The organism is Serratia silvae (assembly GCF_023282985.1).
Classification (GTDB): Bacteria; Pseudomonadota; Gammaproteobacteria; order Enterobacterales; family Enterobacteriaceae; genus Chania; species Chania silvae.
The window spans coordinates 182,681-208,399 of sequence record NZ_JAGQDC010000005.1 but is presented as its reverse complement, the minus strand read 5'-3'; the positions used below and the strand labels follow the sequence as shown (position 1 = coordinate 208,399).

The following is a 25,719-nucleotide window of genomic DNA, read 5'->3' as shown; positions in this document are numbered from 1 at the left end:
TGTGTTGCAGAAAAGCAGATCACCGGTTCTGGTCATTGGCAGTTTGTAGGCCGTTTACACCGGCCTTGATGTGTGCGGTCAATTCGTCAGGGGATAATTGCCATATTTTGTAGAAGTTGGTTTCGATGGGCTCAGGCAGCGGTAACGAGATACGCCATGTTTTACCGTCTAGCTCACGATACTCGGCAATAATGCCGATATAGCGGGCATCCAGCGTGCTTTTTCCAGCCAGGGCTTTGCCTTTTTGCCCTGGTGTCAGGAAGAATTGATCGCTATCGAGCAGGCTGTGGCCGAGTACGGTTTTTGCATCCACTTGCAGGGTGAAAAAGTCTGTTTCCATAAACTCGGCATCAGAACGTAATAGCAATACGCGGACTTTGATAGGCGCTGGTGATTGTCCGGCGACGCTGTTTATCTGCGGATCGGCATCAAAAACCAAGCTATAGCGCGATGGCACATTTTTCGCCGAGGACATACAACCATTGAGTATGAATGCGGTAAAAATCCACAGCAGCAAATGCCAACAACGTTGGACGTGTTGTAATTTGATCATGGTATTTCTCGTCATCATTGTCCGGTTTATTCAAGGATCCAAGTATCTGACTTGGTGTCTTTGCAGGCCTGGCTGTTATCACCTATGGCAACACAATTTCCAGCGCGCTTTGCGGCTTTGGTTCGGCGGGCGCGAGGACGATCTTTAAGTACCGTCGCCCGGTATTCACTTTCAGCAACCCCGGCATTGCTCTGGATATACCCAACAAGTTCTCCTCCCTTCACCATGGCAATGGCCAACCATTTATTTTCAACTTCACCCAGGGCAATGAAGGGCGAGGCATTCTCCAACTGACTGAGTACCTTACCGTTGTAGCTGGGCTTGCTCATGATGCTGGCGCTGTACAGACTGCGGTATTGTTCATGAATAGGCTTAAATTGCTCCGGTGGGGAAATAATGGCGCGATGGAGTAGTGTTTCCCCATTCACCTCGTGGCTGACCAAGGTGTCATCCGTGATCACAAGGTTGGAACGAGGAGCACAGGCAGAGAGCAGTAGGGTGGAAAGCACTAACAGCGAAATCCGTATTTTCACAATTGCCTCTCAGGTGTTTATTCAGGTTGACAGGGGTTGTTCGTTAGGCTGCAAGCAGCGAGAGTTTCGTCTGGCTGGCGCTTAGGCGACTGCCGGGTGAATTGGTCGAGTTCTGTAGGCTGAGGCTGGTCAGGCGTGTTGCCGGTGTGCCTTTAAACAATACGGTAAACGCTCCGGTAACATGGCGTGATGGCCCCATTACCGTTCCCGAGGCCACACCTGTCGCTATGCCAGCGTTATCACCGTTGGTAAAGGGAATTATCGTGGCCATGTTATGGACAGGCGTCCCCTCAACTAAGATGTTGTAAGCTACCGGAATTGCGGTTTGCCCTGTGGCCGCGTTTGGATAAGGGATTGGTGTTGGGGTCGGGGTTGGTGTCATGCAGGTATCGGGAACCGCCACGTCGGTACCCGCTGACTGGCTATTGGCAAACATAGTTTTACTCCATATGGATCTGTGCTGAATTGATCTTGGTTATGGCATCCGAGGTGATCAGTGTTTGCTGAGCATGCATACGCAGATAGTCCTCGGCCTGCATATCCAACTGACCGGCTCTCACCTGCTCCATTTGCGTGGTTTTGCGCAGCAGCCGGTGGCTGATTTGGGTGACGGTCTGCCAGACGGACTCACACTGTTTGCCCACGATACGCGACAGGCTAACCCAGGCGGTGATGGACTCACCGCTGTAGCTCATGGTATCAATATGGCAATCACTGGTTTTTGCCGTAATGTTCAGCGCCTCACTGGCCAGGCTGAGATTGCCTTGTGGGGCAATCTGTAAATCGCCCTCGACGCTGAGCACTGCCGGATGCTGGCTTTCTGCTCGCTCCAGAACGGCCAGTAGCCAGAACTGCCCATCAACGCTGGCGATCAGCACGCGATCGCCTAACTCTGGTGTCATCAGACAACTGGCGGCCCGCCGGCAGTGCCAGCCGCGGCCTTCGCTCTCAACCATCATCGTGCCGTTATTGAGCAGATTAACGACCTGCCCGGCGGCCTGCTGGGGTGGTGCTGTAGGGAGTGTGTAGGGGGTTATTGCACTGGTCATGGTCTTCCTTATTAAATTCGGCTCTGGCGTTGGGCGCTCCAGATCTCTGCCGCCAGCAATTCAGGATCGTTCTCCAGAATGCCAAGACGATCGGAAAATTGAGAGCCGGTTTGGTGAGTACGATGAAAACGGGTACGCATAAAATGCGCCTGACGAAAATCGGCAGCTCTGACGTCAGCGTAAGAAAAGTCAGCGTACGTCAGATCGCTACTATTAAATGAGCTGTCCGCTGCGCGAACCTGCTGTAATACCGTTTGAAAGAGTCTGCAATGAGAGAAATCAGCACGATCGAGACAGGCCGAGACAAAAATAGCCTGGTCGAACTGGCTGTGTTGGCAGAGAGCATCTGTCAGATCGGCACTGATAAACAGCGCCTGACTGGCATTGACACCCCGCAGCCGCGCACGCTGCAGTGAAGCTCCTTTGAAATTGCACTGGATAAGCTGGCAATGGGAGAAATTCGCTTCATCCAGTTGGTTGTCCGTGAACTGACACCCCTGAAAATGCTGATGCTGATAGTCCTTGCCACGCTGATCGCATTCGAAAAATATGGCCCGATCGAACTGGCTGGCAGCAAAATCGGTTTCGCGCAGATCGAGGCGGAAGAAGGTTGTCAGCAGGCTGTTTAGGTTATCCAGCTTTGCCTGCGCCAGTGAAGACTCGTAAAAAGTGACCCGATCCAAATGGGCATGGCTGAAGCTGGAGGCTAGCAATGACCCCTGCATAAACTGTGTTTTATCATGCTGACTGTGGCTGAAATCGGTGTTATCCAGCAGGCACTGGTTAAATATGCATTCGGTGATGGCAGTGTGATTAAATTGGCTGTTGGCCATCTCGCACTGATTGAAAATGGTCTGTTTCAACCTAGCTTGAACGAAGCTGGTCGCGGTCAGTTGGCATTCACTGAATGCGGTCTCATGCAGATTGGCCCCGCTGAAATCTGCGCCACTGAAATCGGCTTCGCTAATGATCCCCCCGGAGAGATCCAGCCCTACTAGCGATTGGCCCGCAAGAGAGACATTCTGCACCGGTTCAGCCTGTTTTATTTTTTGCTGTAATTCTGTGGGTGTAAGCGCCTTCATATCAGTTCCTTGTCACGCTTTGGCAGCGTTTTGGTACGCTGAGTGTAAGCGCCATCAAGCTTGGTGGTGGCATCAACGGTGGATTGCGACATATCGGTGCGGAACAGGTTGGCCCCACTTAAATCAGCACCGCTGAAATGACTTTTTTGCATGAGTGCCCCCATCAGGTTGCCATCACTCAATCTGGCCCCACGCAGGTCGGTGCGCATAAACAGGCTGCCGATGGCGTTTATTTTGCGCATATCGGCACGTTGGCAGTTGGCCTCGCTCAAGTCGCTGTTATCCAGTTTTGCGCTATGAAAAGAGGCCCCGCTTAATGGCATTAAACGCAGGTTACATTGGGTTAGCGTGGCATCACGGAAATCCGCGCCGGTGAGCACAGTCTGTGCAGCGAAAGCGCAAGTAAGCAGGCTAGCACCTTGGAAAAAAATGCCTTCTGCCAAGGTTTCAACCCAGGAACAACTTTCCAGCTCGGCCTGATCAAAGACGGCCTGTTCCAAGGTGCATTTGATAAATGCGACTTTGATCATCTGGGCATGTGAGAAGTCCATGGCTGGCGTGGTCAATTCCAGAAAAAGCGTATTTTCGAGCCGGGCATGGTGAAAGCGGCAACGGGAGAGATAGGTCTGATACAACATCAATTCCCCAAGCTTGGCGTTATCAAAGATACAGTTTTCCAGCAGCGTTTCTTGCAGCTTTACGCTTGTTAGACTGGCACCAGTAAAATCACTATCACGACATTGCGCCAGTGACAGGCAAGCATTATCCAGGATCACATCACGCAAAGAAGCCTGGGTGATATCCGCTCGCGCCAGCATGGCATCACTGAAATTGGCACCGTCCAGTTGGCAGCGACTGAGATCGGCACTTTCCAACAGCGCTTTGGAGAAATCAGCACCGCGCAGATCCATACCAGAGAGGTCAGCACCGGTGAAATCCAGCCCACTGAAATCGCCCCCACGGTTCATCGTCACTTTAGCGCGGTTACGGATAATTTGAGCAATATCGCCTTTCAGTTTAGGTGCCGGGTTTTGCGCCTGAACTGACATTAGGTACATTTGATGCAGCGAATGTTCGGTTTGCGCCAGTTTTTTATCTGACATGCCATGTTTATTACGGTGGATCAGATCCAGCATGCGGTGCATGCTTTCCGGGCCTTTAGGCGTATTGGTCAAATCTGCGGGTTTATCAGGATCGATCCCATGCTCACGCGCTTTCGACTTAGCCTTTACCAGTTCCTTTTCGGCTTGCAGCTCCATCTTTTCGACAAATTCAGCCAAGTCCTCCAATGCAGGCATGGTGACGGATTCAAAGGCCGGAATGACAGTGCTGATATCCTGCCCGCGTTGTTCCAGATGTTCACGATGTTCTTCACGCAGGCGCTGCACGCGGTTTTCCATATTGCCGCGCATTGGGCTTTCACTTACTGGGATTTCGGTATCCAACCAGGGGCCGATGGCGTTTTCTGGCAGCAGGTCTTTTTCCCGGAAGGCAAACAACCCGCCTTTCTCCTTGTCCATACGTTGACGCAGCACCTTACGGTAGTGGCTGACTGAGCGTGGCGAGCCATTGCGCTCCAGAGCTGGCATTAGCTGTAATACGTCGGCGGCATCATCCTCGTTAATACGGGCGCTGCCGTGCCAGATCAGCAGCATTTGTTCCAGGTGCGGGAAAAACCATACCGTGGTAGCACGCAGGGCGATTTCTTCAAACACCTCGTCATCCCCCCTCAGCCGGTTGATAAAACAACGAGCGCGCCAAGGGGGGAGGTGGCCTTCTTGCAAGGGTTTTTCTGGATGCATATTCCAGATGCGCCATGGCGCTTCGGGAGGAAGCGCATCAAGGTGCTCCCACCACTGATCCTGTGGCGCGGCATTAAACAGACGCCAGTCAATATCACGGGCGAAGCCGGGGAACTCATGTTGTAACCAGTGGGCATCATACTTTTTGCCGATACGTGAAAAACGGCTTGGCCACATCAGATCCAGCGCCCCCAGGCTCGCAGGTTCAGGTTTCTGATGCTGAGAGGTAAGCCGAGCGTGCAGGGATTCGATATTGGGTAGGCGATGAACCTTGGTGTTTTCAAATGTTTCTGGGCTCGCGCCGATCCCATGTGGATTATCGGGATGTTCAGGCCCACCAAATGCCCGGCTCCAGTCCAGACGCATCTGCTGAAAAGGCAGGGGTGAGGAGGGGGTATTGTTAACCCAATGGCGTTCACCAAAGGCAACCAGCGTCTTTTCACGCTGTTCCACCTCGATCCTCACCGCACAGGCCGTTTTATCCTCCTGATGGTGGGTATAGGCGTAGCCGGTGGCAAGGAATTCGGCACAGGCTTTGGGAATAGCAAGATCGATAACACCACCGCCGGTTTTCAGCTCACTTTCAGCAAGCTGCCACAGTTCTAGCTCAGGGCGCAGACGCGGAGCACTCCCCATATCGGCCAATGCCAGCACGGAAACGCCAAGATAATTTTTTTCCTGCCATCGATAGGGGCGGTTTAATATACTCAATCGTAGTGGTTTGATAACTTTCATTGTATTTCCACATCCGTGCAATAGAAATGAAATAGACCGATTGCCATCTCATGTTTTTATCATGTCTGATGGCACTGAGATGTTAATCAATCTCAACTACCGCTATTTTTTTAGGTGGCATACCCTGATATTTTATTGTGACAGCTTGGCCTTTTTTAAGTAAAGCCGCCTGAGAAATTCTCACCACACCAGCTGCATTATACATTTCTTTACTACCATCTAAATCACAGCTAACGACAAATGTATAAAAGTAATCAAAATTATGCATTGCTTTTGTCTGTTTCCAACTAACTAATGTTGCAGTTGTCGTTTTACCTTGCCACTGATTTCTGCTGCTCCAGTCCTTGATTAGCCGGAAACCTTCCCTATTTCCTTTCAATTCTTTAAATGAAACAAATAAAATCAACACAACGAATAACCAAGCAAAAACGGGCATATACTGTGATATCATTCCCACAACACCTCCTTACATAATTGAATATAAAATACTGTTCACCAAGTTTTGAAGGGTGCTTTCAAATTTAGTTAGCGACCTTGAATATTTCATAGTCTCTGTAGTTACACTAGTCAAAGCCGTCGAAACTGATAGTGGAGTCCAACTAATACTCGTTCCGTTAATAGATGCATTAGTCAGGGTGGCAGATAGTGATACATATTTCAATGATGTGTTATCTTTAATGAAATCCTCTACCTTGTCAGATATTTTTATTCTGCTCGAATCTGTTTCTTGAACGTTTGGAGAATCTAGTATGATTTTTGTTTTACTATGTATTCTTATTGTTTCTGGTGATGTTATTTCTATCGTTCCGTCCACTTTCTGCTCATAACTGCCGTGGGTGATATCTTTTACGTTACCATCAGTCTGTTCCGCACGATCTCCGCCCACATGAGTCTCCATATAACCCGTAACGTGGAGGATCTTTTTCCCGTCGATTTTTGTTGATTTATCGCCTTTTGTCAGTTGAGCTATATCTCCAGTCACCTTTTGCTGAATATTCCCAGTTGTTGTCTGCTTAACTTTTCCGTCGGTGATTTCTGTAATATCACCAGTAAACTTCCTGTCTATATCACCAGTGATATCAACCTTGTCCCCACCACTCTTGATGGTAAACTCGCGACCATTGGTGATATCAACCTGCTGTTTGTTGTTAAAGGTGTTTTTCTCAAGCCCTTCAACGGTGACATCGTGTTGCGATTTATACTGAAACTCCGCATCGCCCATCACGGTATCTAACTGCTTCCCACCGATATACGTGGTTCTGGTTCCGTCAATGGTAATATTCTGATCGCCTTCGACGGAGATATTCATCTTGTCTTCGGCGTGCATATCAAAGGACTCACGGCCAGGAGCATCTTCAAAGAACAGATAGCTGGCATTGTCTGCACAGCCACTGGTACTACGCGACATAAAGCCCATTTTGCTGGCATCGTTGGGGAGATCCCAAGGTGGCATGCTGTCTTCATTGTAAACGCGACCAGTGATCAACGGGCGGTCAGGATCGCCGTTGATGAAATCCACCACTACTTCTTCGCCTACCCGGGGGATTTGTACACCGCCGTATTTCCATCCTGCCCAGGAACTGGAAACACGTACCCAACAGGAACCGCTATCGTCACCTTTACCATGGCGATCCCAGCGGAATTTTACTTTTACCCGGCCATATTTATCCGTCCAGATAGGTTGGCCTTCTGGCCCCACAATCTCAGCGGTTTGCGGCCCATGTGTTTTTGGCCAGGGCGTCGTGCGGGAAGGGCGCCAGTTTACGCTGCTTGGCACGACAGTGAATTCAGTACGGTGCTCGCCGCTTTCCTGGTCGCCACTGGCATAGCTACTTTCTGTCAGGAAGTAGTGGGCTTCAACAGCCAGATATTCACGCTGGTCTTCAGCACGTGGAGCATTGGCAAGGGTAAAGGTGTGACCAGGGGCAATACCGAGAGTCGAACCATCACCGGTCATTTTTTCGTGCTGGGCTTCAAATTCCTGTTGGCGAACACGCACGTAGAATTGCCCATGATCGTGATCGGTAAAATGCCCTGGCCAGTCGAACACCTCTGCTTTGTCACCGGCAAAAGAAGTTGGGTTCTGGCGGCTTTCCAGCAGACTTGCGCGGGGTTTACGGAAATCATAATCATCCAGACTGTACAGGCTTGGGGTGATGGAATCGGAAACGCTCCAGCTTTGAATGCCGCTGACATTGTTGCTTTTCCCTCTCTCTGTCAGCAAATAGGGAATAAATTCGTAGCCTGCAATTTTGTCATGGGCTTGTGGTGCATCTGCCAGCACCAAAGTATGGTTACCCATCTCGTGGCGGAAATAGTAATAGATCCCTTCATGCTCCATGAGCCTGCTAATGAAGTTGAAATCACTTTCCTGATACTGCACACAGAAGCCCCATTGGCGATAGTCCCAGGTCAGTTTATTCTCCAGTTGGATTTGGTAGCCTGAAAGGATACTGGAAATAATCTCAGGAACAGTCTTTTCCTGCCAGATTCGGAAATCCCTGTTTTGTGTCAGATACCACAGACCGGGTTGGATCGTCGCGCGATAAATGTAATAGCGTTCACCATTCGGTTCTCTACCGACGAGCGTCATCCGAGTTATATAGCCATTTAAATATCGGGACGGGAGAGGGGGTGATCGTAGTTCTATGGTTAAGGATTTCCCTAATAACTCTCTAAGATTAATACTGTTAACGGCGCTAAGCAATTCAACTTCAAATGAATAGGGTTCGGAGATTTTTTCATTTCCAACCAATGATTTAACCATCAGTGTGTCACCGGCTAGCGGTGTATGTGCCAAGATGACTCTGTTCATTGAATATTCTTATTCCTTTAGACATAGCTACCGCACGGAATTTGCATTGCAAATTCAGATCATTGTCATTTATCAACAACATCCCTGCCAAACTAACCGTAAAAACTGACAGCTCGGTTGCAATTATAAAGCGGATTACCCACCAATATATCGACCATGGAGGTGAATCGCACACCCCAAGAATTTAATAGTCTAACCTGTGATGATTTCGGGGGCAATCCGAATTGTTATTACGCCACGGAGTGTGTTTAAGTTATTTCTTGGTGTTGTCTAATATATATCTTTAAATGCAGCTCAATATTTCACCAGAAATGTTATATAGATTAGCTAAACACCAAGCATCATGGGGCTTGAATAATTAAAAATGTTGACTATTATCAGAATCAAAACGCTACATTCTCGATGATATATCTGAATTTCGTGGAAAAATTAAAAATTCATCCATCGAATAGGTCATGCTTCTCACCGCACAACGTGATTCGCAGTAGCTGCCATTGGACGCGACGGCTCGGAACGACCGCAGCAACTGGAGGCAACACCACAGATGTAGAAGGGCATGAAACATTAGTTCTCAGATTTTATGACGCACGATCAAAAAGGCGGGTATTTTGAACTATCTTGCGCAGATTTTGCCTGTGAGCCAATCACTGGAGGAAGGCTGCACCAGCCTGGCCGACTATCTGTCGACGCTGATCGACACCACGCCAAGATATTGCCGGAGTACTCACGCTCGGCAATGTATATTTTTCCATATAGCGCTATTGTTTTTACTCTTTGTATTGGCAGCAAACCTTATAAATAATAAATATCATTCCCATTGGTGACATAATCAATAAATTACTTAACAACCCATTGACGGAGTAATGCTATATTACGCAACATGACTCTGGATGGCACATTATCATAGTGATACACTAAATTTCTTTTTGATAATTACGGGCGCTTTCATCACCTCTTTATTCCCCACTCCGCTATTTTTTTTGGATTTACCTCACATAATTAAATCCCAAACACCGTTTTTTGGACAGATGGCATATCCATTGCTTTATTCAGTTATCTTTCCTTGCTTGTGGAGACCGAATAACATGGATACATTGCTTGTTGGCAGTGAAGTGCCCCGCGTTGATGGCCTCGCCAAGGTGACGGGTAAAGCCGTCTACGGCGATGACATCAAAATGAACAATATGCTGTATGGAGTATGCCGCTACGTGGATATCGCCGCCGGTCGCGTCGACTCTCTCGACCTGTCGGAAGCAGAAAAAGTCCCCGGCGTCGTGCACATTGCCACCTGGAATGATATTCCTGGACAGCGCAAACTGGGGGCGATTGTTCCCGATCATCCGCCCATTATCGATAATGAAATCGCCTATCGCGGCGACGTGGTTGCCGTTGTGGCAGCGGAATCATATGAGGCTGCCTGCATCGCGGTTGATAAGATACAAATCATCTATACCTCCTGGGAGCCGATTACCTCTGCGGAAGAGGCTATGAAGCCGGGGGCACGCCTCATTCACAGCGAACTCGACAGCAACATCATCAACCGCCACCACACGTCGAAGGGCGATATTGACGCCGGTTTTGCCGCCTCCACCCACATCTTCGAGCGTGAGTATGAGGTAGGTTTCCAGGAGCATGGCTACATTGAGCCGGAGTCCATCACCGCTTATCTGGATGATAATGAGCAGATCATGACCATCGAAGGGTCGATTCAGAACGCGCACCGCACCCGCGCCGTGATCGCCAAATACCTCGATCTGCCCCAGGCTAAAGTGAACGTCAAACGCTCGATTCTTGGCGGATCCTTCGGCGGTAAAGATGACATTATCGATAACGTTTCCTGTCGTGCGGCGCTACTGGTACACCTCACAGGGCGTCCGGTGAAGATCTCCTATAACCGCGAACAGTCCATGCGCGAGAGCTACAAGCGCCATCCCTACAAAATGAAATACCGCATTGGCCTGGATGACGATGCGCGCATTCAGGCTATCAAGATTGACATCATCGCCGACGGCGGCAGCTACTGCGGCCAGACGGTCTTCGTTACCTGGCGCAGCTCCGTGCAGGCGGCCGGTCCATACAACATTCCTAATGTGCGCGTCGATCTGGTTGGTGTTTACACTAACAATAACTACACCTCCGCCTATCGCGGCTACGGCGCCCCGCAGGTTATCTTCGCCAACGAATCCCTGATGGATGAAGTCGCTGCCGAGATGGGACTGTCACCAGTTGAGCTTCGCCTGCGCAACATTCTCAAGCAGGGCGACACCAGCATGGCAGGGCAGGTGTTCAGTGAGCACACCGTCTCCGCACAGGAAGTGCTGGAGAAGTCTCTGGTCAAAGCCGAATATGAGGCCAAACGCAAGCACTATCAGCAACTCAACGCCAAAGGTGGCCCGATCCGCTACGGTATCGGCTTCGCGTTGAGCCACCGCGGCTGCTCTCTCGGTGCTGAAGGTTTGGATGCCTCCTCTGCGCTGATTCAGGTCAACGCCGACGCCAGTGTCAACATCTCCACCTCTGTATCCGAGAACGGTCAGGGGCTGCAGACCACCATGTCGCTGCTGGCTGCCGAGGCGTTCGGTATCGGACTAGATCGCGTGATGTTTAGCGAACCGGCGACCGCCATGATCGCCGACGGCGGCTCAACGGTTGCCTCCCGCGGTACCCTGATGGGCGGGCAGGCAATTCTCAGCGCGGCCAACAAAATTAAAAAACGCATGGCGGATGCCATCAAAGTCACTCTGAAAGTCGACGATATCGACGATATTGCCTGGCAAAATGGCAAGGTGTTCAATCGCCATAATCCAGAGTTGAGCCTCAGCTTCCAGCAGGTGTGCGACATGACCAAAGCCACCGGGGCAAACCTCTCCTCGTATGGCTGGCACGTAGCGCCGAATATTCACTGGGATGAAGAAAAAGGCTGTGGCAGCCCGTATTTCACCTGGGTTTACGGCTGTCAGGTGGCCGACGTGGCAGTGGATATACGCACCGGTAAAGTAACGGTTAACAACGTCGTGGCCACCCACGATGTGGGTAAAGTGATTAACCCGGTCGGCTTTACCGGTCAGGTTTACGGAGGTGTGCTGCAGGGGATGATCGGCTACGGTATGCTGGAGGATTTCAACACCGAGCACGGCGTGGTGAAATCTGAAAACTTTGACACCTATCTGCTGCCGACTATTAAAGATATGCCGCACATAGATGTGATTGCAGTCGAAAACTATGACAAAGCGGGCCCTATGGGCGCGAAAGTCATCGGCGAGCCGGTGTTAGAGCTGGGCGCTGCGGCCCTCAATAACGCAGTGAACTTCGCCATCGAGCGTCACAACCGAACCCTGCCGCTGACCTTGGAGCAAGTTCGACTGGGCTACAACCTCAAGAAGCCAGAACGTCAGAGCGAGCAGATGCTGGAGTCGGGCGATAAGAAGCAGGTTCATCGCCTCAACTCCCTCTCGCTGAGTATGCCGCAAACTCTGAAGCAGGCGTTGACCCTGATGGTAGAGCAGGGCGCTATGCCGCTCGCCGGCGGTACCGACGTGCTGGTGCAGGCCAGGATGCAGTCCGGCGATGTGCCGCTGGTCAATATCGCTGGGCTGCAGGAGCTGAAAGAAATCTTTGACGTTGACGGCGGCGTCTCCATCGGCTCGGGCGTCTGTTTCACCGATTTGGTTAAGCATCCGCTGATTCAGCAGCGCTACCCGCTGCTGGTCACAGCTTGTAAAACCGTCGGTTCCCTGCAGCTGCGCAACCGCGCCACTATTGGTGGCAACATCGTCAATGCAGCGCCGTGTGCGGATTCCATGCCGCCGCTGATTATCTATGATGCGGAAGTGGAGCTACGCAGTGTGCGCGGCACACGCCGGATGCACGTCAGCGAGTTTGTCACTGGCGGCTATCGCACTCTCCTGGAACCTGATGAGCTGGTGACGCGGTTCATTATTCCGGCCCCTATGAAGCAGCCGCTGATCAATCGCTATTTGCAGTTGGGTCGTCGCAATGCGCTGAACATCACCCGTCAGAGCTTAACGGGCCAATTCCTGGTCGATAAAGGCGTTGTTCGCCTGTGCCGGCTGGTGGATGGTGCGCTAATGGCTAAACCACAGCGCTTGACGGAGGTTGAGCTGGTGGTTACTGGCAAGACGTTAAATGCAGAGACCATTGAACACGCCGCCCAGGTGCTTCACGATCTGGTGGAAAACGCTATCGGTGGACGCTGGTCTGCACCTTACAAAGTTCCCGTATTTATCGATATGTTCCGGCAGATGCTGCAGGAAGTGCTAACAGAGCAGAAAAAATAAGGAGCCATGACCATGAACCATATTGAGCTAAAAGTGAATGGCATCCGCGTTGCCCGTGATGTTGAAGACAATTTACGCCTGATCGATTTTCTGCGTGAGGACCTGAAGTTAACGGGAACCAAAGAGGGTTGCTCCGTGGGCGAGTGCGGAGCCTGTACCGTGATCATGGACGGAAAATCCGTCTGCTCCTGCCTGCTGTTGGCAGCGCAGTGCAACGGGGCGGAGGTCAGCACCGTGGAAGCGCTGCACCACGATCCGGTTGGTAAAAAGTTGCAGAATGCTTTTGTCCGTCACGGCGGAGTTCAGTGTGGCTTCTGTACTCCCGGCGTATTGATGAGCACCAAGGCGCTGCTGGATGCCAACCCTTCCCCAAGCGACGATGAACTCAAGGAGGCACTGGAGGGGAACCTCTGCCGTTGCACGGGATATCAGCCCATCATTACCTCCATTAAAGCGGTTCTGAAAGCCTGATTGCCCATGAACGCCCCCTTCGATTACCGACGGGGGCGTTTTATTCTGGTACAGGGGGAGTATCACCATGAGCAAAAAAATGAATAAAGAATGCGTCATGCTGGCTGCCGGGCTCTCCAGCCGCATGGGCAAATGGAAAATGATGATGCCATGGGGGGAAGGGACTCTCCTTGATAGCGCCCTCGCCAGCGCTCTGACGTTCTGCGATCGGGTGGTGCTGGTAACTGGGTTTCGCGGCGATGAGCTGGCCGCCTGCTATCAGGATCATCCGGGCATTGATGTTGTCTTTAACCCGGATTATCAGACCGGAATGTTCTCTTCTATTCAGTGCGGCGTCAGCCATATCCGATCCTCGCGCTTTTTCCTTGCGCTGGGTGATATGCCGGAGGTAACGCCCGGGGTCTACCGCAAACTGTGGGCCTGCACCGATGCAGAAACTTGCTTAATTCCGGCTTACGAACGGGGAAAAGGTCATCCGGTCCTGCTTCCGCAGCGCGCCATTGCGCTTATTCGCAGCGCTGCTGAAGGCACCACCCTCCGGGATGTGATTGGCCGGATGGCGATGCGCGTTGTGTCGGTGGATGCTCAGGGTATTCACTGGGATGTTGACACGCCGCAGCAGTATCAGCAGGTTGCAGGCTGGAGCCACAAGGAGCTGGTTCGCAGGTTGTTGCAGGATAGCGTCGTCGGGAAGGTGTGAGAAGACCCAGTATTGCCCCGGGCGGTTTACACCGCCCGGGGCGAACTTTTTAACCTATCGCACTTTCGCGCAGGTGGGTTTTCAGCTTGTTGTACTCATCAATCACGTACTGCTCTGCGGCCTGCTGATCGGCAATGCGCTCAACGTTAACGGCGCAGTACTTGTACTCTGGCGTTTTAGTTATTGGGCTAAGGTTCTCTGTCACAAGCTCGTTGCAGGCGCCAATCCACCACTGATAGGTCATATACACCGCGCCGAAGTTAGGCCTGTCGCTGACCTTCGCCCTGGTGATAACCCTACCTTTGCGCGAATTAACCCAAACCAGATCCTCATCCTTAATGCCCAGACGCTGCGCGTCGGCGGTATTGATTTGGACGTAGCCCGGCTCATCTGCCAATTTAGCCAGCGCCGCACAGTTGCCGGTCATGGAGCGGCAGGAATAGTGGCCCACCTCACGCACGGTGGAGAGCACCATGGGATACTCCTCGCTGAGCTTGTCGAGCGGCGCTTGCCATTCACAGGTGAAGAACTGTGCCAGCCCGTTCGGGGTTGAGAAGCTCTGCTCGAACAAATACGAGGTGCCCTGGTCCGCGTCCGACTCGTCCCGGCAAGGCCACTGCACGTAGCCCAGCTCACCCATCTTCTCGTAGGTCGCGCCGAAGAAGTCAGGGCACAGATGGCGTAGCTCGTCCCAGATCTGCTTGGTGTTGTCGTAGTGCATCTGATAGCCCATGCGGGTAGCGATCTCACAGATGATCTGCCAGTCGGTTTTCAGATCCCACTTGGGCTCTACTGCCTTGAAAAAGCGCTGGAAACCGCGATCCGCTGCGGTATAGACCCCTTCATGTTCACCCCAGGAGGTGGAGGGCAGGATAACGTCCGCCGCCGCCGCGGTTTTGGTCATAAAGATATCCTGCACGATCACCAAATCTAGCCCCTCAAACGCCTTGCGCACTGCTGAAAGCTCGGCATCGGTCTGGAGCGGGTCTTCCCCCATGATATAGGCCGCCCGCACCTCTCCGTGCTCGACACGGTGCGGCAGCTCGCTAATACGATATCCGGCCCGCTCCGGCAGGCTCTCCACACCCCAGGCTTTGGCGAACTTCTCCCGGTTTTCTGGGAACTTTACGTACTGATAGCCAGGATAGGTGTCCGGCAACGCGCCCATATCGCAGGCACCCTGAACGTTGTTCTGGCCGCGCACCGGGTTAACACCAACGTGCGGCTTGCCCAGATTGCCGGTGAGAATCGCCAGGCTGGTGAGGGAGCGCACGGTCTCCACGCCCTGCCAAAACTGGGTTACCCCCATGCCCCACAGAATAGTGGCGTTTCCGGCGGTGGCGTACATCCGCGCGCACTCGCGGATCTGCCGGGCGCTGATGCCGGTTATCGCTTCCACGGATCCCGGGGTATAGCTTTCGACTAGGCTACGATAGGCTTCGAAGCCTTCAGAGCGGCTGGCGACGAAAGATTTATCATAGAGATCTTCTTTAATAATCACATGCCCGATAGCGTTAAGCAGCGCGATATTGGAGCCGTTTTTCAGCGCAAGGTGCATATCAGCAACGCGCGCCGTTTCGATTTTGCGCGGATCGCAGACGATAATTTTCGCCCCGTTGCGTTTGGCGTTAAGGATGTGATTCGCCACGATAGGGTGCGAATCTGCCGGGTTATAGCCGAAAATAAACACCAGATCGGTGTTATCGATCTCAGTGATTGCATTACTCATGGCGCCGTTACCGACCGACTGGTGCAGACCTGCAACCGAAGGGCCGTGTCAAACACGTGCGCAGCAGTCGACGTTATTGGTACCAATAACGGCGCGCGCAAATTTCTGCATGATATAATTGGTTTCGTTCCCGGTGGCGCGTGAAGAGCCGGTGGTCTGGATAGCATCCGGGCCGTACTTTTCTTTAATGGCACCGAGGCGGGCCGCAACGTAATCAAGAGCCTCATCCCAGGAGACGGACTCCAGCCGCCCCCCACGCTGTCGGCGGATCATCGGCGTTTTCAGGCGCGGGGTGAGGATCTGCGGATCGTCAACAAAATCCCAGCCGTAGTAACCTTTCAGGCACAGTGTGCCTTGGTTGTTTTTGCCCATTGCCGCGTCGGCGCGGGTAATTTTTCCTTCCTCCACTGTCAGCTGCATTTTGCAGCCGGAGGCACAGTAGGGGCAAACGGTCGTCACTGTCTTCATAGCAATGTTCCTAATAAAATCAAACGTAGAACAGCAGGCTGAAACTGAAGCAGCTGTAAAGACCCCGCGCCGCCCTCTGCTGCATGACGGTAGCGCCGACAGCAGAGAGCGGCTCAAACAGGAGTTGGATGATTATAATTACCCCTCCTGGGCCTCTTCTGGCTGCTGATCTTTTTGAACTTTGCGCAGCAGCAACCACATTCTGACGGTTCTGACGGCCACGTTGCGCGCCGCTGAGCTTGGCGGAGCCGGATCGGGTACCAGCGCTTCGTGGTTAATACGCAAAGGTACGCTGCCGTTAAGCGTCAGGTTAGCGACGATGGCCGTCAGGGTACCGATCGTGATCCCACTGTGCAGGAAGAGCTGAACCATCGGCGGAAGCTGCGTAAATAGGTTGGGCACCAGCACCGGCATCATGCCGAGACCGAGGGTCAATGCCACCACCATCCCGTTGTTATTATTGCGATAGTTGACCTGCCCAAGCGTACGGATGCCAGAGACAGCCACCATCCCGAACATGACGATGCCCGCTCCGCCGAGGATGGGTTTCGGGATCAGCACCACCAGAGCCGCCATCTTGGAAAACACGCCCATCAGAATCAGAATGATACCGGAGACCGAAACCACAAAACGGCTGCGTACCCCGGTCAGACCGATCAGGCCGACGTTCTGAGCAAAAGCGGCGTAGGGGAACAGGTTAAATAACCCACAGATAGCCGTCGCTACCCCGCAGGTGTTGAGGCCATTGCGCAGCATTTTTGCGTCCACTTTCTTACCGACGATATCGCCGGTGGCCATCATTGAGGACATGGTTTCTACCATAACCACCACCATCACCATCGACAGCAGGGCAACGGGGATAATGTGAAACTCAGGTTTGGCAAACGGCATCAGGGTAGGTAGGTGGAACCAGCTCGTGGCGTTGACCAGATGGAAATCCAGGGGTTTGAAGAAGTTCCAGAGTATGGAGCCAATGATAAGACCAATAAGCACCGAGGTGTTCTTAACCACGCCGGAGGCAAAGGTGTAAATGTTGAGGATGATAACGAGAGTAATAAAGGCCATGAGCAGTGAAAAAGGCGCGCCAAAGCCCGTCATCTCGCTATTGCCGCCGCCGACCCAACCGCCTGCGACCGGCATAATCGACATGCCGATAAGGGTCACGATGCTCCCCATCACCACTTTGGGAAAGAAGCGAATCAGCTTGCTTATCCATGGGGCGCAACAGAGGATGAAAATACCGGAAACGATCACGGCGCCGGAGATACCACCGATCCCATATTCCTTACCGATCAGCACCATCGGGATAAGCGCCGCGAAGGTACAGCCCTGAATCAGCGGTAGTCGACAACCCAGCCACTTACCGGCACCCAGCGACTGCACCACAGTAGCAGCTCCGCAGATAAACAGGTCCGCGCTAATCAGTAAAATAATGTGTTCCGGTGGGAGTCCCACCGCGTTGCCAACAACGAGGGGAACTGCGACGGCGCCAGCGTACATCACCAGCACATGCTGCAGTCCATAAAGAATCATTTGTGTAACAGGTAAAATCTCATCAACCGGTGCGGTCGATCTCCCATGTTGTGAGGCGGAATTGGCAATATCTTTCATGAAGTTGTTGTCTCCTGTACGACTTCGCTCCGTAAAAGCGTGAACAGAGCCGAAGTTACGATTCGAAGGCCGCAGCCTCCCTGAGCTGATGCGATCACCAGCATTTTGCGCGCACAGTGAGTGATATGCGTAAGATGTGCCAAAAAACAAACACACTAGCTATTGAAGGGTAATATTGTGAAATAAATCACGTGATAAAGAATATAATGTCCACGAGTCATGGACTCGCAGAAAAAACCCGGCCGATAATAAATGAGAGATATCATATTGAGATGGAGTGAATCTCATTTTGGTATAACTCGGTGTGCATTTGATCCTCAACAGAGTGATACCTTGAATGAAAATCAATTAGCATTAAATGGATTTCATTTATATTAAATCAGATCTGACACAATGGCGTTTTTTTTGAGATGACTCGCAAAAATCACTACAGAATCAATAAAACAATAAAAATCGCATGATTATTGCATCGCAGTCCTGGGTGATTTTTAGAATAATAAAGGGAAGCACATGAATAAATTTATCATTGCCGATGCCGCGAACTGTATTGCCTGCCACGCCTGTGAAATAGCCTGTGTTACCTCACATCACCAGGACAGCTGGCCCCAGAAGCGTAGTGACTTTCTCCCGCGCATTCACGTATTCTTTCACCGTAACGTCAGCAGCGCTACCACCTGTCACCACTGCAACGATGCCCCCTGCGTCAGCTCCTGCCCGACCCAGGCGCTGCAATTTGCTAACGACAGCGTTCAGTTTAAAGAGGCGTTGTGCATCGGGTGCAAAAACTGCGTCGTCGCCTGTCCCTTTGGCGCCATTGAGATGGTTGCAAACGATGATGATGCTCCTCAGCTGGCGCAGAAATGCGACCTCTGTAGCCAGCATCCATCTGGGCAGCAGGCGTGCGTGGCCAGCTGTCCGACCCAGGCGCTGCGCCTGATGGATGAGGCCAGCATCAACCAGCTGCGCAAGGAGCGGCAGATCCGCTCTGCCATGGGACAACCGATGGACGCTGTTCGCGGTGCGCGGCGCAAAGCGATTCTCGACAAACCGCCCCGCGTCGGAGCAAAAAAAGTTCCTGCCGACGCCCGCAGGCACCATTTCGACGAAATCTACCAGTCGCTGAGCGAATGCGATGCTGAATATGAGAGCCATCGTTGCCTCAATTGCGCGCAGAAAGCGTGGTGTAACTGGACCTGCCCGCTGCATAACGCTATTCCAGATTTTATCCGCCTGGTGAACGAGGGCAAAATTATCGAGGCGGCAGAACTGTGCCACCAAAGCAGTTCCCTGCCGGAGATCTGCGGCCGCGTCTGCCCTCAGGATCGGCTCTGCGAGGGCGCCTGCACACTGAAGGGGGAGGGCGGCTCGGTGGCCATCGGCAACCTTGAGCGTTACATCACCGATACCGCGCTGGCAATGGGCTGGCGTCCTACTCTTGGCGAAGTTACCCCGCGCCAGGAGCGGGTAGCGGTGATCGGCGCCGGGCCTGCAGGTCTTGGCTGTGCCGATATTCTGGCCCGTGCAGGCGTACACGTTGACGTCTTCGACCGCCATCCGGAGATCGGTGGCCTGCTGACCTTCGGTATTCCGCCATTCAAGCTGGATAAAAACGTGCTTGAGGTTCGGCGCGAAATTTTCAGCAACATGGGCATCCATTTCCACCTCAGTCAGGAGATTGGCCGCGACGTGGCTTTTAATGACCTGGTGGAAGGCTACGACGCCGTGTTCCTCGGCGTCGGCACCTACGGCCTGATGGCAGCAGGTCTGGAGGGAGAAGATGCCCAGGGTGTGATTCAGGCCCTGCCGTTCCTGATTGCCAGCACCCGCGAGGTGATGGGGCTTGAAGAGAGCGCCGAGTATCCGCTGACCGATATCAAGGGCAAGCGCATCGTGGTGCTTGGCGGCGGTGACACGGCGATGGACTGTCTGCGCACCGCTGTTCGCCGCGGGGCTGAGAGCGTGACCTGCGCCTACCGCCGCGATGAACTGAGTATGCCGGGTTCGAAAAAAGAGGTGGTGAATGCCCGGGAAGAGGGCGTTAACTTTGAGTTCAACGTTCAGCCGCAATACATTCAGCATACCCGCAAGGGACAGGTCAGCGCAGTGGGAATGATCCGCACGAAGATGGGCGAGCCGGGCCCGGATGGCCGTCGTAGGCCGCAGCCGATAGCGAACTCCGAGTTTGAGCTGCAGGCCGACGTGTTGATTATGGCTTTTGGTTTTCAGGCCCACGAAATGCCGTGGCTGCACGGTCACGGTATTAAGCTGGACCGTTGGGGACAGATCCTCACTGGCGGCAAAGGGCGCGGAACCACCCAGACTAGCAACGACAAAATCTATGCTGGGGGTGATGCCGTCACCGGTGCCGACCTGGTGGTGACCGCCATGGTGGCGGGGCGTCAGGCGGCCAGTGAGATGTTGACCCAGTTCAGGGAGAAGGAGGGGATATGACCAGTTTTATCGTCGCCAGTCCACAGTCCTGCATCGGCTGTAGGACCTGTGAGGTGGCCTGTGCACTAGAGCATGTGACCCCGGGTGCAGAGTTTAATCCCCGCCTGAAGGTGATGCGCCTCGATAACCTCAGCGTGCCGGTCATGTGTCATCAGTGTGAAAACGCACCCTGTGTAGGCGCCTGTCCAACCGGAGCACTCAGCATGGGCGCAGAACGGATCGAGGCCGATGCTGCACGCTGCATCGGTTGCCAGAGCTGTGCAGTCGCCTGTCCGTTTGGCGCAATCGCCATTGAGGTAAATGCAGGGCAGCCACCGGTTATCATCAAGTGCGATCTCTGCGGCGACAGAGATCGTGGGCCAGCCTGCGTTGACGTTTGCCCGACGGCAGCGTTGAGTAAAATGACCGAAAAGCAGCTAAACGATCTGCAAAAGCAGCGCAATATTGCCACGGCCGCGCTGCTTACGCTTTAATCTTCCTACCCGACGGCATCACGCCTGCCCCCGTCCATTGTTGTAAATTGTGTCACACGGCAAACTGCACCTCAAACAGCAAAAAGCCCGGCCAAATCTGGCCGGGCTGGGTCACTGGCTTACGCTAGCCGTCAGGGCAGGGCATCCATTCTCTCCCACATTTTTTTCGCCACCTTCTGCGCGGCTTTGAAAATGGGCTCGCAGTCGAAACTGAACTGGCGATCCTCATAGATCATCACCCCGTTCACCATTACGCTATGAACGCAGTTTGAACTCAGGCCGAAGGCGATATGGCCGGCGATGTTTTCAGCGATCAGCGGTGTCGGCGGCAAGTAATCGCAGATGGTCAGGTCCGCTTTATATCCCGCTTCAAGCCGGCCGAAGCGGGCGTTGAAGCTACGCTTCAACAGCTCGTTGCCGTTGGTTAACGCCTTCGCAAAGCTGTCTGGCCACAGCGGGCCGCCAGCATCACGGTGTTTGAAGAAAGCAAACTTCATCTCCTCAAACATGTCGGAACCAATGCCGTCGGTACCCAGCGCCAGGTTGCGGATTTGCGGCAGTCGATGGTTGTAGCCGACATGGTTGTTCATGTTGGAGCGGGCGTTGTGCACCAGGAAGCCGTCCTGGGCGTTGAGTAGCTCGACGTCGGCATCAGAGATGTATAGGCCATGGGCTATGAGCGTTTTGCTATTGATGAGGCCGAATTCCGCCAGCCGCACCAGCAGATCTTTACCATAGTGTTGGTGGCTGTGGGAGACGTCGTAGCTGTCTTCCGCTGCGTGGATATGCAGGCCGCGGCCGGTCACTTTCAGTGCCTCGCTCAACATCATCAGACCTTCGTCAGGCACAGTGAACGGCGCGTGGGCACCAATATGGGCTTCCACCAGGTAAGGTTGATCGCCCTTCTGACGCGCGGCGTCTATCTCTTTGGCAAAGCGGATATTCTCCTCGACGCTGTCGCGCAGCTCGCGGTTGCCGAAATTACGGTCGGTGGTTTCGAAGCAGGTCATCCCACGCAGGCCAACCTTGTTAAAGGCCTTGCGCAGTTGGCTCAGAGAACCAGCGATGTAGTTGGGCGACGCATGATGATCGATAACTGCCGTACAACCGCTACGCACGGCCTCCATGGCGCAGATCAGGCCGCTGTAGTAAAGCGACTCTTCATCCAGCGCCCGGTCAAGGCGCCACCAGAGGTTTTTCAGCGTTGAGATAAAGTCCGGGCTGGGGGCGATATTCGCCTGGATGCCACGGGACAGGCCCGAATAAAAGTGGTTGTGGGAGCAGACCATGCCGGGCATCACCAGCCGACCATGCATCTCTTTGACCTGCGCCTGCGGATAGCGCTGGCTCAGCCCCGGGCCGACGTTGAGAATGCTATCATTCTCAACGGCAATATCGACATTCTCCCACACTTTCGCAGGATGGAGCTGCGCGGCGGTGGCATTCTTCAGAATCAGGATACTCATACTTCAACGCCTCCCAACAGATAACTTTGGTGCTGATGAATATGGCTGATGATGCGGCACATGGCATCCAGCTGCGGTGGAACCTCTTTGAACTGGCCGCTGTCACTAATTTCAAGCTGCCACGTTTTGTCGTCCTGGCGCACCTGGACGCGGCCGCCCTCGATAAAGAAGCCGGGGTTAGTGCTGTTGACGAAATCCTGCTCCAGGCTGAAAACGGTGATTTTGTCTTTGTACGGTCTACCCTGCCATGGGCAGAACTGGGCGCAGTTACCGCATTCGTTGCAGTAAGCGTCCAGATGCAGTGTCTGGAAGCGGTTCTGGAAGCCAGGTACGGCCACGGAAATATTGGCGCGGTTCGGACAGACATCGACGCACTTACTGCAGACGTAGTTACATTCCAGACAGCGGTTGGCCTCCTGTTCAACGAAGGCTTCACGATCGTCTTTATCAACCTGGGCGATGGCGATTGTGCCTTTACGCTTGTAAACGTCCGCCGGGTTGACGTTGTTCCAGAACTTGTCCCCGTAGCGGCTGGCGATATTTTCCCGTGCCAGAATCACGTCTGTTGCCCGACGAGCATTGCCGATAGCGGCCACGATAGAGGAAGGGCCGCGCTGAACGTCGCCAATCAGGAACACGTTCGGCCTACTGGTCTCACCTTCGGCGTTGACCACAGGCCACCCCTGGGTATCGAGCGGAATACCCATTGCCGACAGCGCCTCGCAGTCCTGCTGCTCACCGATTGCGGTAATCAAGGAGTCAACCTTTAGAATTCGGCTTTCATTAGTTTCGAGCGGGCGTCGACGGCCTTTTTCATCGGGTTCCCCCAGCTTCATCACGCGCACGACGAGAGTACCGTCAGCGTTAAACTGCTCCGGATTGCACAACCACTCGAAGTTGACACCATCGTGCAGAGCCTCTAAATACTCTTCGCGCCAAGCTGGCATCTCTTGCTGAGAGCGACGATAGACGATAGTGGCGCTTTGCACGCCCGGCACCCGCAGCGCAGCACGAGCGCAGTCCATGGCGGTGTTTCCTGCGCCGACCACGGCCACGTGTTTACCCATATCCAACCTATCGCCACAGTTAAACTCGCGCAGGAACTGCAGGGATTTATGCACGTTCTGGTTATCGCCCCGCAGCTCCACGCCACTGTTCTTATCGGTACCGGTGCCGACCAGCACGTAGCGGAAACCTTCCGCCTGTAATTTTTCCACGGTCAGATGCGGATCGCAGCCATATTCAATCTTCACGCCGTGATCGACTACAAAGTCGATATCATGCTGGATGAGCTCACCGGGAATGCGGAACTGCGGAATAATGTTCTGAACCACGCCGCCCGCGTTGGCTTCACGCTCAAACACCGTTACCGGATGCCCGGCACGAGCGAGGAAGTAGCCTGCGGCAAGGCCGGCAGGGCCTGCGCCAATCACCGCCACCGGGTGCATGGAGCCGGAACCCGCCGGTTTATGCCACCGCTTGTGGTACTCTTCCCAACCTTTTTCCAGCGCAACTTTTTTCAGTTCGCGAATGTTGAGGGCACTGTCGTAATCCAGGCGGGTACAGTTGAACTGGCACTGGTGATCGCAGATATGGCCGGTAATGGCTGGCAGGGCGTTGCGTTGATAGATAAGTTCTAGCGCGTCTGCGTAGCGATGTTCGCCCAGCAGACGAATATACTCTGGAATATCCTGCTTGATGGCGCAGGCGGTCACGCAGGGGGCCACATAGCAGTCGAGCAGCGGCAGAGGCTCACCGGTATCAATTCGGTCTTCCGACTTCCAGTGCTTCTGGGTGTAGTCCATGCTCACCGCTTTTTTCGCCAGCGCGTTCAGACGCTCGACGTCGACCTGAGTCATATTCCAGCCGTCGGCTTTCTCCAGCTCGCGCATACACTCGGTCAGGCGCAGATAGCCCCCCGGTTTCAGCAGGTCAGTAGCCATGGTGATCGGGCGAATGCCTGTTTCGAAAATGTCGCGAATGTTGAGCTGGCTAGCGCCGCCTGAGTAGGATATAGGCAGCTTGCCGTCAAACGCCCGCGAGAGCAAGGCGGCAACGTTGATTGACAGCGGGAACAGCGCTCGTCCGGACATATACATCTCATCCCCGGGCAGCGCGCCCTTATTGTTAATGGTGCCCAGAGTGTTGGTTAGCTTGACGCCAAAGCCCAATTTGCGCTTTTTCGCCAGCGCCATCAGGCGGGTCAGCATCTCCAGAGCCTGATCGATCTTGAGGTCATGTTCAAAAGACTCTTCACTGAGGCCGATATAATCGAAGCCGCAGGTATCGAGAATTTCCCGCACGCGCGGATAACCGAGCAGGGTCGGGTTCAGCTTCACGAAAGTGTTGATATTTTTCTCTTCCAGCATGTAACGGCAGATGGCTTCTATCTCATCCGGCGGGCAACCGTGCATAGTGGAGAGGGTAACCCCTTGAACCAGCGTGGCGGGGATGCGCTGCGCCAGGGTATCCAGCCCGGCTTTGCGGGCGATCTGCGGCAGGCGCTCAATAAACGCGTTGTTATGCAGCCAGCGGTTCAGCGTGTCGCGGTACTGGGCGAATTTAGGATGAGCGGAAGCATCTATCATGTTATCGATAAATTCCTGCATCGGCAGCTGTTTTATGCCGTCAAGGTTGTAGCCGACGCTCATGTTGAAAATAAATGACTTGCCGTCTTTAACCGGCGTCAGGGGGAAAACTTGCTCCAGCAGATGTAGCGCGAACCAAGCTTTCAGGTACTCATCACAGGCTTTTTTCAGGGTGAATTCGGTAGACCACTCGGTGTTAAAGCACTCATCTTCTGCATCGATACAGGGCTTTTCGAGCTCCAGTCGGTCAAGGATTTGCACGGTTTTCAGTTCGATAAACCGCCCGCCAGTGAGCCAGGCGGTAATGATGTTCTGTGCCAGTTGAGTGTGCGGCCCGGCAGCTGGGCCGAGAGGCGTTGCACAGCCTTCGCCAAACACGTTGAGCTGGCGCTGCGCTTGCGGCGAGTAGAACTGCTGTTCAGGAATGCCAAAAATAGACCGCTGAGTCTGATATTCATCGAAAATGCGCGTCAAAAGTTCCTCAAACGGCACGGGACGCATTATATCTCCCATAACCCTCTCCTTAAATATAATTGTAAGATCGACATTGCCGGTTTGTAATCATCCCGACGGGTAACAGAGGAAGAGCAACAATCACACCAGTTATTCAGATAACGACTCTGGGGATAATGAATTTGTGAGGTATGTCGAAACTAAACGTCAGAGTGTGAATTATTTCACAGTGGGTTAATGAGAATTAAAATCACTTCATTTTCTCACTCGAGATTATTTCTCAAAAATACAGATAAAATATCACTATGATAATTTATGGTGACGCTCTGAATTTTATTACAACAGGCCGTGAACACATTTCGAATTTTGGCGCTGTTGTGCATGAAATAATAAGTGCGGCATCTCAATTCCAGCATTATTTCGGCCATCAAAATGACCAGGC

The 25,719-nt window shown here is 53.1% G+C and carries 17 protein-coding genes; 5 read left to right on the top strand and 12 right to left on the bottom strand.

Annotated elements, in window-relative coordinates; translation table 11 throughout:
- Window positions 1-19 precede the first annotated feature (19 nt).
- From tssJ to KAJ71_RS08935, 8 genes are all read right to left on the bottom strand, one after another.
- Window positions 20-553: a type VI secretion system lipoprotein TssJ gene (gene tssJ, locus KAJ71_RS08970; protein ID WP_375540728.1), complete on the bottom strand. Its 534-nt coding sequence runs from the start codon at window positions 551-553 to the stop codon at window positions 20-22.
- A 26-nt stretch (window positions 554-579) separates the two neighbouring features.
- Window positions 580-1,086 (bottom strand): hypothetical protein, encoded by a 507-nt coding sequence (locus KAJ71_RS08965; RefSeq protein ID WP_248945397.1) that lies wholly within the window; start codon window positions 1,084-1,086, stop codon window positions 580-582.
- A 43-nt stretch (window positions 1,087-1,129) separates the two neighbouring features.
- Complete coding sequence (locus KAJ71_RS08960) at window positions 1,130-1,522, bottom strand: DUF4150 domain-containing protein (protein ID WP_248945396.1); 393 nt, start codon at window positions 1,520-1,522, stop codon at window positions 1,130-1,132.
- 4 nt (window positions 1,523-1,526) lie between these two features.
- Window positions 1,527-2,135, bottom strand: coding sequence for a DUF3540 domain-containing protein (locus KAJ71_RS08955; RefSeq protein ID WP_248945395.1), 609 nt, complete (start codon window positions 2,133-2,135; stop codon window positions 1,527-1,529).
- A gap of 11 nt (window positions 2,136-2,146) precedes the next feature.
- The gene (locus KAJ71_RS08950; protein ID WP_248945394.1) at window positions 2,147-3,217 is read right to left on the bottom strand and encodes a pentapeptide repeat-containing protein; all 1,071 of its coding nucleotides are present in this window, start codon (window positions 3,215-3,217) and stop codon (window positions 2,147-2,149) included.
- Window positions 3,214-5,754, bottom strand: a complete 2,541-nt coding sequence (locus KAJ71_RS08945; RefSeq protein ID WP_248945393.1) for a DUF2169 family type VI secretion system accessory protein — start codon at window positions 5,752-5,754, stop codon at window positions 3,214-3,216. The genes KAJ71_RS08950 and KAJ71_RS08945 overlap by 4 nt, the downstream gene beginning before the upstream one ends.
- Before the next feature lie 82 nt (window positions 5,755-5,836).
- Window positions 5,837-6,211, bottom strand: a complete 375-nt coding sequence (locus tag KAJ71_RS08940; protein WP_248945392.1) for a hypothetical protein — start codon at window positions 6,209-6,211, stop codon at window positions 5,837-5,839.
- A gap of 9 nt (window positions 6,212-6,220) precedes the next feature.
- Window positions 6,221-8,569 (bottom strand): type VI secretion system Vgr family protein, encoded by a 2,349-nt coding sequence (locus tag KAJ71_RS08935; RefSeq protein WP_248945391.1) that lies wholly within the window; start codon window positions 8,567-8,569, stop codon window positions 6,221-6,223.
- A gap of 1,085 nt (window positions 8,570-9,654) precedes the next feature.
- Between KAJ71_RS08935 and KAJ71_RS08930 the strand changes: the two genes are divergently transcribed.
- The 3 genes from KAJ71_RS08930 to KAJ71_RS08920 all read left to right on the top strand — a co-directional run bounded on the left by KAJ71_RS08930 (window position 9,655) and on the right by KAJ71_RS08920 (window position 14,038).
- The gene (locus tag KAJ71_RS08930) at window positions 9,655-12,867 is read left to right on the top strand and encodes a molybdopterin cofactor-binding domain-containing protein (RefSeq protein WP_248945390.1); all 3,213 of its coding nucleotides are present in this window, start codon (window positions 9,655-9,657) and stop codon (window positions 12,865-12,867) included.
- 12 nt (window positions 12,868-12,879) lie between these two features.
- Window positions 12,880-13,338, top strand: a complete 459-nt coding sequence (locus KAJ71_RS08925; RefSeq protein ID WP_248945389.1) for a (2Fe-2S)-binding protein — start codon at window positions 12,880-12,882, stop codon at window positions 13,336-13,338.
- A gap of 67 nt (window positions 13,339-13,405) precedes the next feature.
- Complete coding sequence (locus tag KAJ71_RS08920) at window positions 13,406-14,038, top strand: nucleotidyltransferase family protein (protein WP_248945388.1); 633 nt, start codon at window positions 13,406-13,408, stop codon at window positions 14,036-14,038.
- A gap of 49 nt (window positions 14,039-14,087) precedes the next feature.
- Here KAJ71_RS08920 and fdhF read toward each other — a convergent pair whose 3' ends face one another.
- Window positions 14,088-16,235, bottom strand: a complete 2,148-nt coding sequence (gene fdhF / locus KAJ71_RS08915) for a formate dehydrogenase subunit alpha (protein ID WP_248945387.1) — start codon at window positions 16,233-16,235, stop codon at window positions 14,088-14,090.
- Between the two features lie 138 nt (window positions 16,236-16,373).
- Complete coding sequence (locus KAJ71_RS08910) at window positions 16,374-17,846, bottom strand: nucleobase:cation symporter-2 family protein (RefSeq protein ID WP_248945386.1); 1,473 nt, start codon at window positions 17,844-17,846, stop codon at window positions 16,374-16,376.
- Between the two features lie 510 nt (window positions 17,847-18,356).
- Between KAJ71_RS08910 and ygfT the strand changes: the two genes are divergently transcribed.
- Together ygfT and KAJ71_RS08900 are read left to right on the top strand one after the other, a co-directional pair.
- The gene (gene ygfT, locus KAJ71_RS08905) at window positions 18,357-20,297 is read left to right on the top strand and encodes a formate-dependent uric acid utilization protein YgfT (RefSeq protein WP_248945385.1); all 1,941 of its coding nucleotides are present in this window, start codon (window positions 18,357-18,359) and stop codon (window positions 20,295-20,297) included.
- Window positions 20,294-20,770, top strand: coding sequence for a 4Fe-4S dicluster domain-containing protein (locus KAJ71_RS08900; protein ID WP_248945384.1), 477 nt, complete (start codon window positions 20,294-20,296; stop codon window positions 20,768-20,770). The genes ygfT and KAJ71_RS08900 overlap by 4 nt, the downstream gene beginning before the upstream one ends.
- Window positions 20,771-20,901: 131 nt before the next feature.
- Here KAJ71_RS08900 and ssnA read toward each other — a convergent pair whose 3' ends face one another.
- Both ssnA and ygfK read right to left on the bottom strand, forming a co-directional pair.
- A complete protein-coding gene (gene ssnA, locus KAJ71_RS08895) occupies window positions 20,902-22,230 on the bottom strand; it encodes a putative aminohydrolase SsnA (RefSeq protein ID WP_248945465.1) in 1,329 nt (442 codons plus the stop codon).
- 2 nt (window positions 22,231-22,232) lie between these two features.
- Window positions 22,233-25,337: a putative selenate reductase subunit YgfK gene (ygfK, locus tag KAJ71_RS08890; RefSeq protein ID WP_248945383.1), complete on the bottom strand. Its 3,105-nt coding sequence runs from the start codon at window positions 25,335-25,337 to the stop codon at window positions 22,233-22,235.
- Window positions 25,338-25,719: the final 382 nt, after the last annotated feature.

What these genes read in the sequence shown, in the direction of transcription:
- KAJ71_RS08935 (WP_248945391.1), bottom strand. Translation starts at nt 8,569, where the DNA reads ATGAACAGAGTCATCTTGGCACATACACCGCTAGCCGGTGACACACTG.
- KAJ71_RS08960 (WP_248945396.1), bottom strand. Translation starts at nt 1,522, where the DNA reads ATGTTTGCCAATAGCCAGTCAGCGGGTACCGACGTGGCGGTTCCCGAT.
- KAJ71_RS08910 (WP_248945386.1), bottom strand. Translation starts at nt 17,846, where the DNA reads ATGAAAGATATTGCCAATTCCGCCTCACAACATGGGAGATCGACCGCA.
- ygfK (WP_248945383.1), bottom strand. Translation starts at nt 25,337, where the DNA reads ATGGGAGATATAATGCGTCCCGTGCCGTTTGAGGAACTTTTGACGCGC.
- KAJ71_RS08945 (WP_248945393.1), bottom strand. Translation starts at nt 5,754, where the DNA reads ATGAAAGTTATCAAACCACTACGATTGAGTATATTAAACCGCCCCTAT.
- KAJ71_RS08920 (WP_248945388.1), top strand. Translation starts at nt 13,406, where the DNA reads ATGAGCAAAAAAATGAATAAAGAATGCGTCATGCTGGCTGCCGGGCTC.
- ygfT (WP_248945385.1), top strand. Translation starts at nt 18,357, where the DNA reads ATGAATAAATTTATCATTGCCGATGCCGCGAACTGTATTGCCTGCCAC.
- KAJ71_RS08925 (WP_248945389.1), top strand. Translation starts at nt 12,880, where the DNA reads ATGAACCATATTGAGCTAAAAGTGAATGGCATCCGCGTTGCCCGTGAT.
- KAJ71_RS08955 (WP_248945395.1), bottom strand. Translation starts at nt 2,135, where the DNA reads ATGACCAGTGCAATAACCCCCTACACACTCCCTACAGCACCACCCCAG.
- KAJ71_RS08900 (WP_248945384.1), top strand. Translation starts at nt 20,294, where the DNA reads ATGACCAGTTTTATCGTCGCCAGTCCACAGTCCTGCATCGGCTGTAGG.
- tssJ (WP_375540728.1), bottom strand. Translation starts at nt 553, where the DNA reads ATGATCAAATTACAACACGTCCAACGTTGTTGGCATTTGCTGCTGTGG.
- KAJ71_RS08930 (WP_248945390.1), top strand. Translation starts at nt 9,655, where the DNA reads ATGGATACATTGCTTGTTGGCAGTGAAGTGCCCCGCGTTGATGGCCTC.
- KAJ71_RS08950 (WP_248945394.1), bottom strand. Translation starts at nt 3,217, where the DNA reads ATGAAGGCGCTTACACCCACAGAATTACAGCAAAAAATAAAACAGGCT.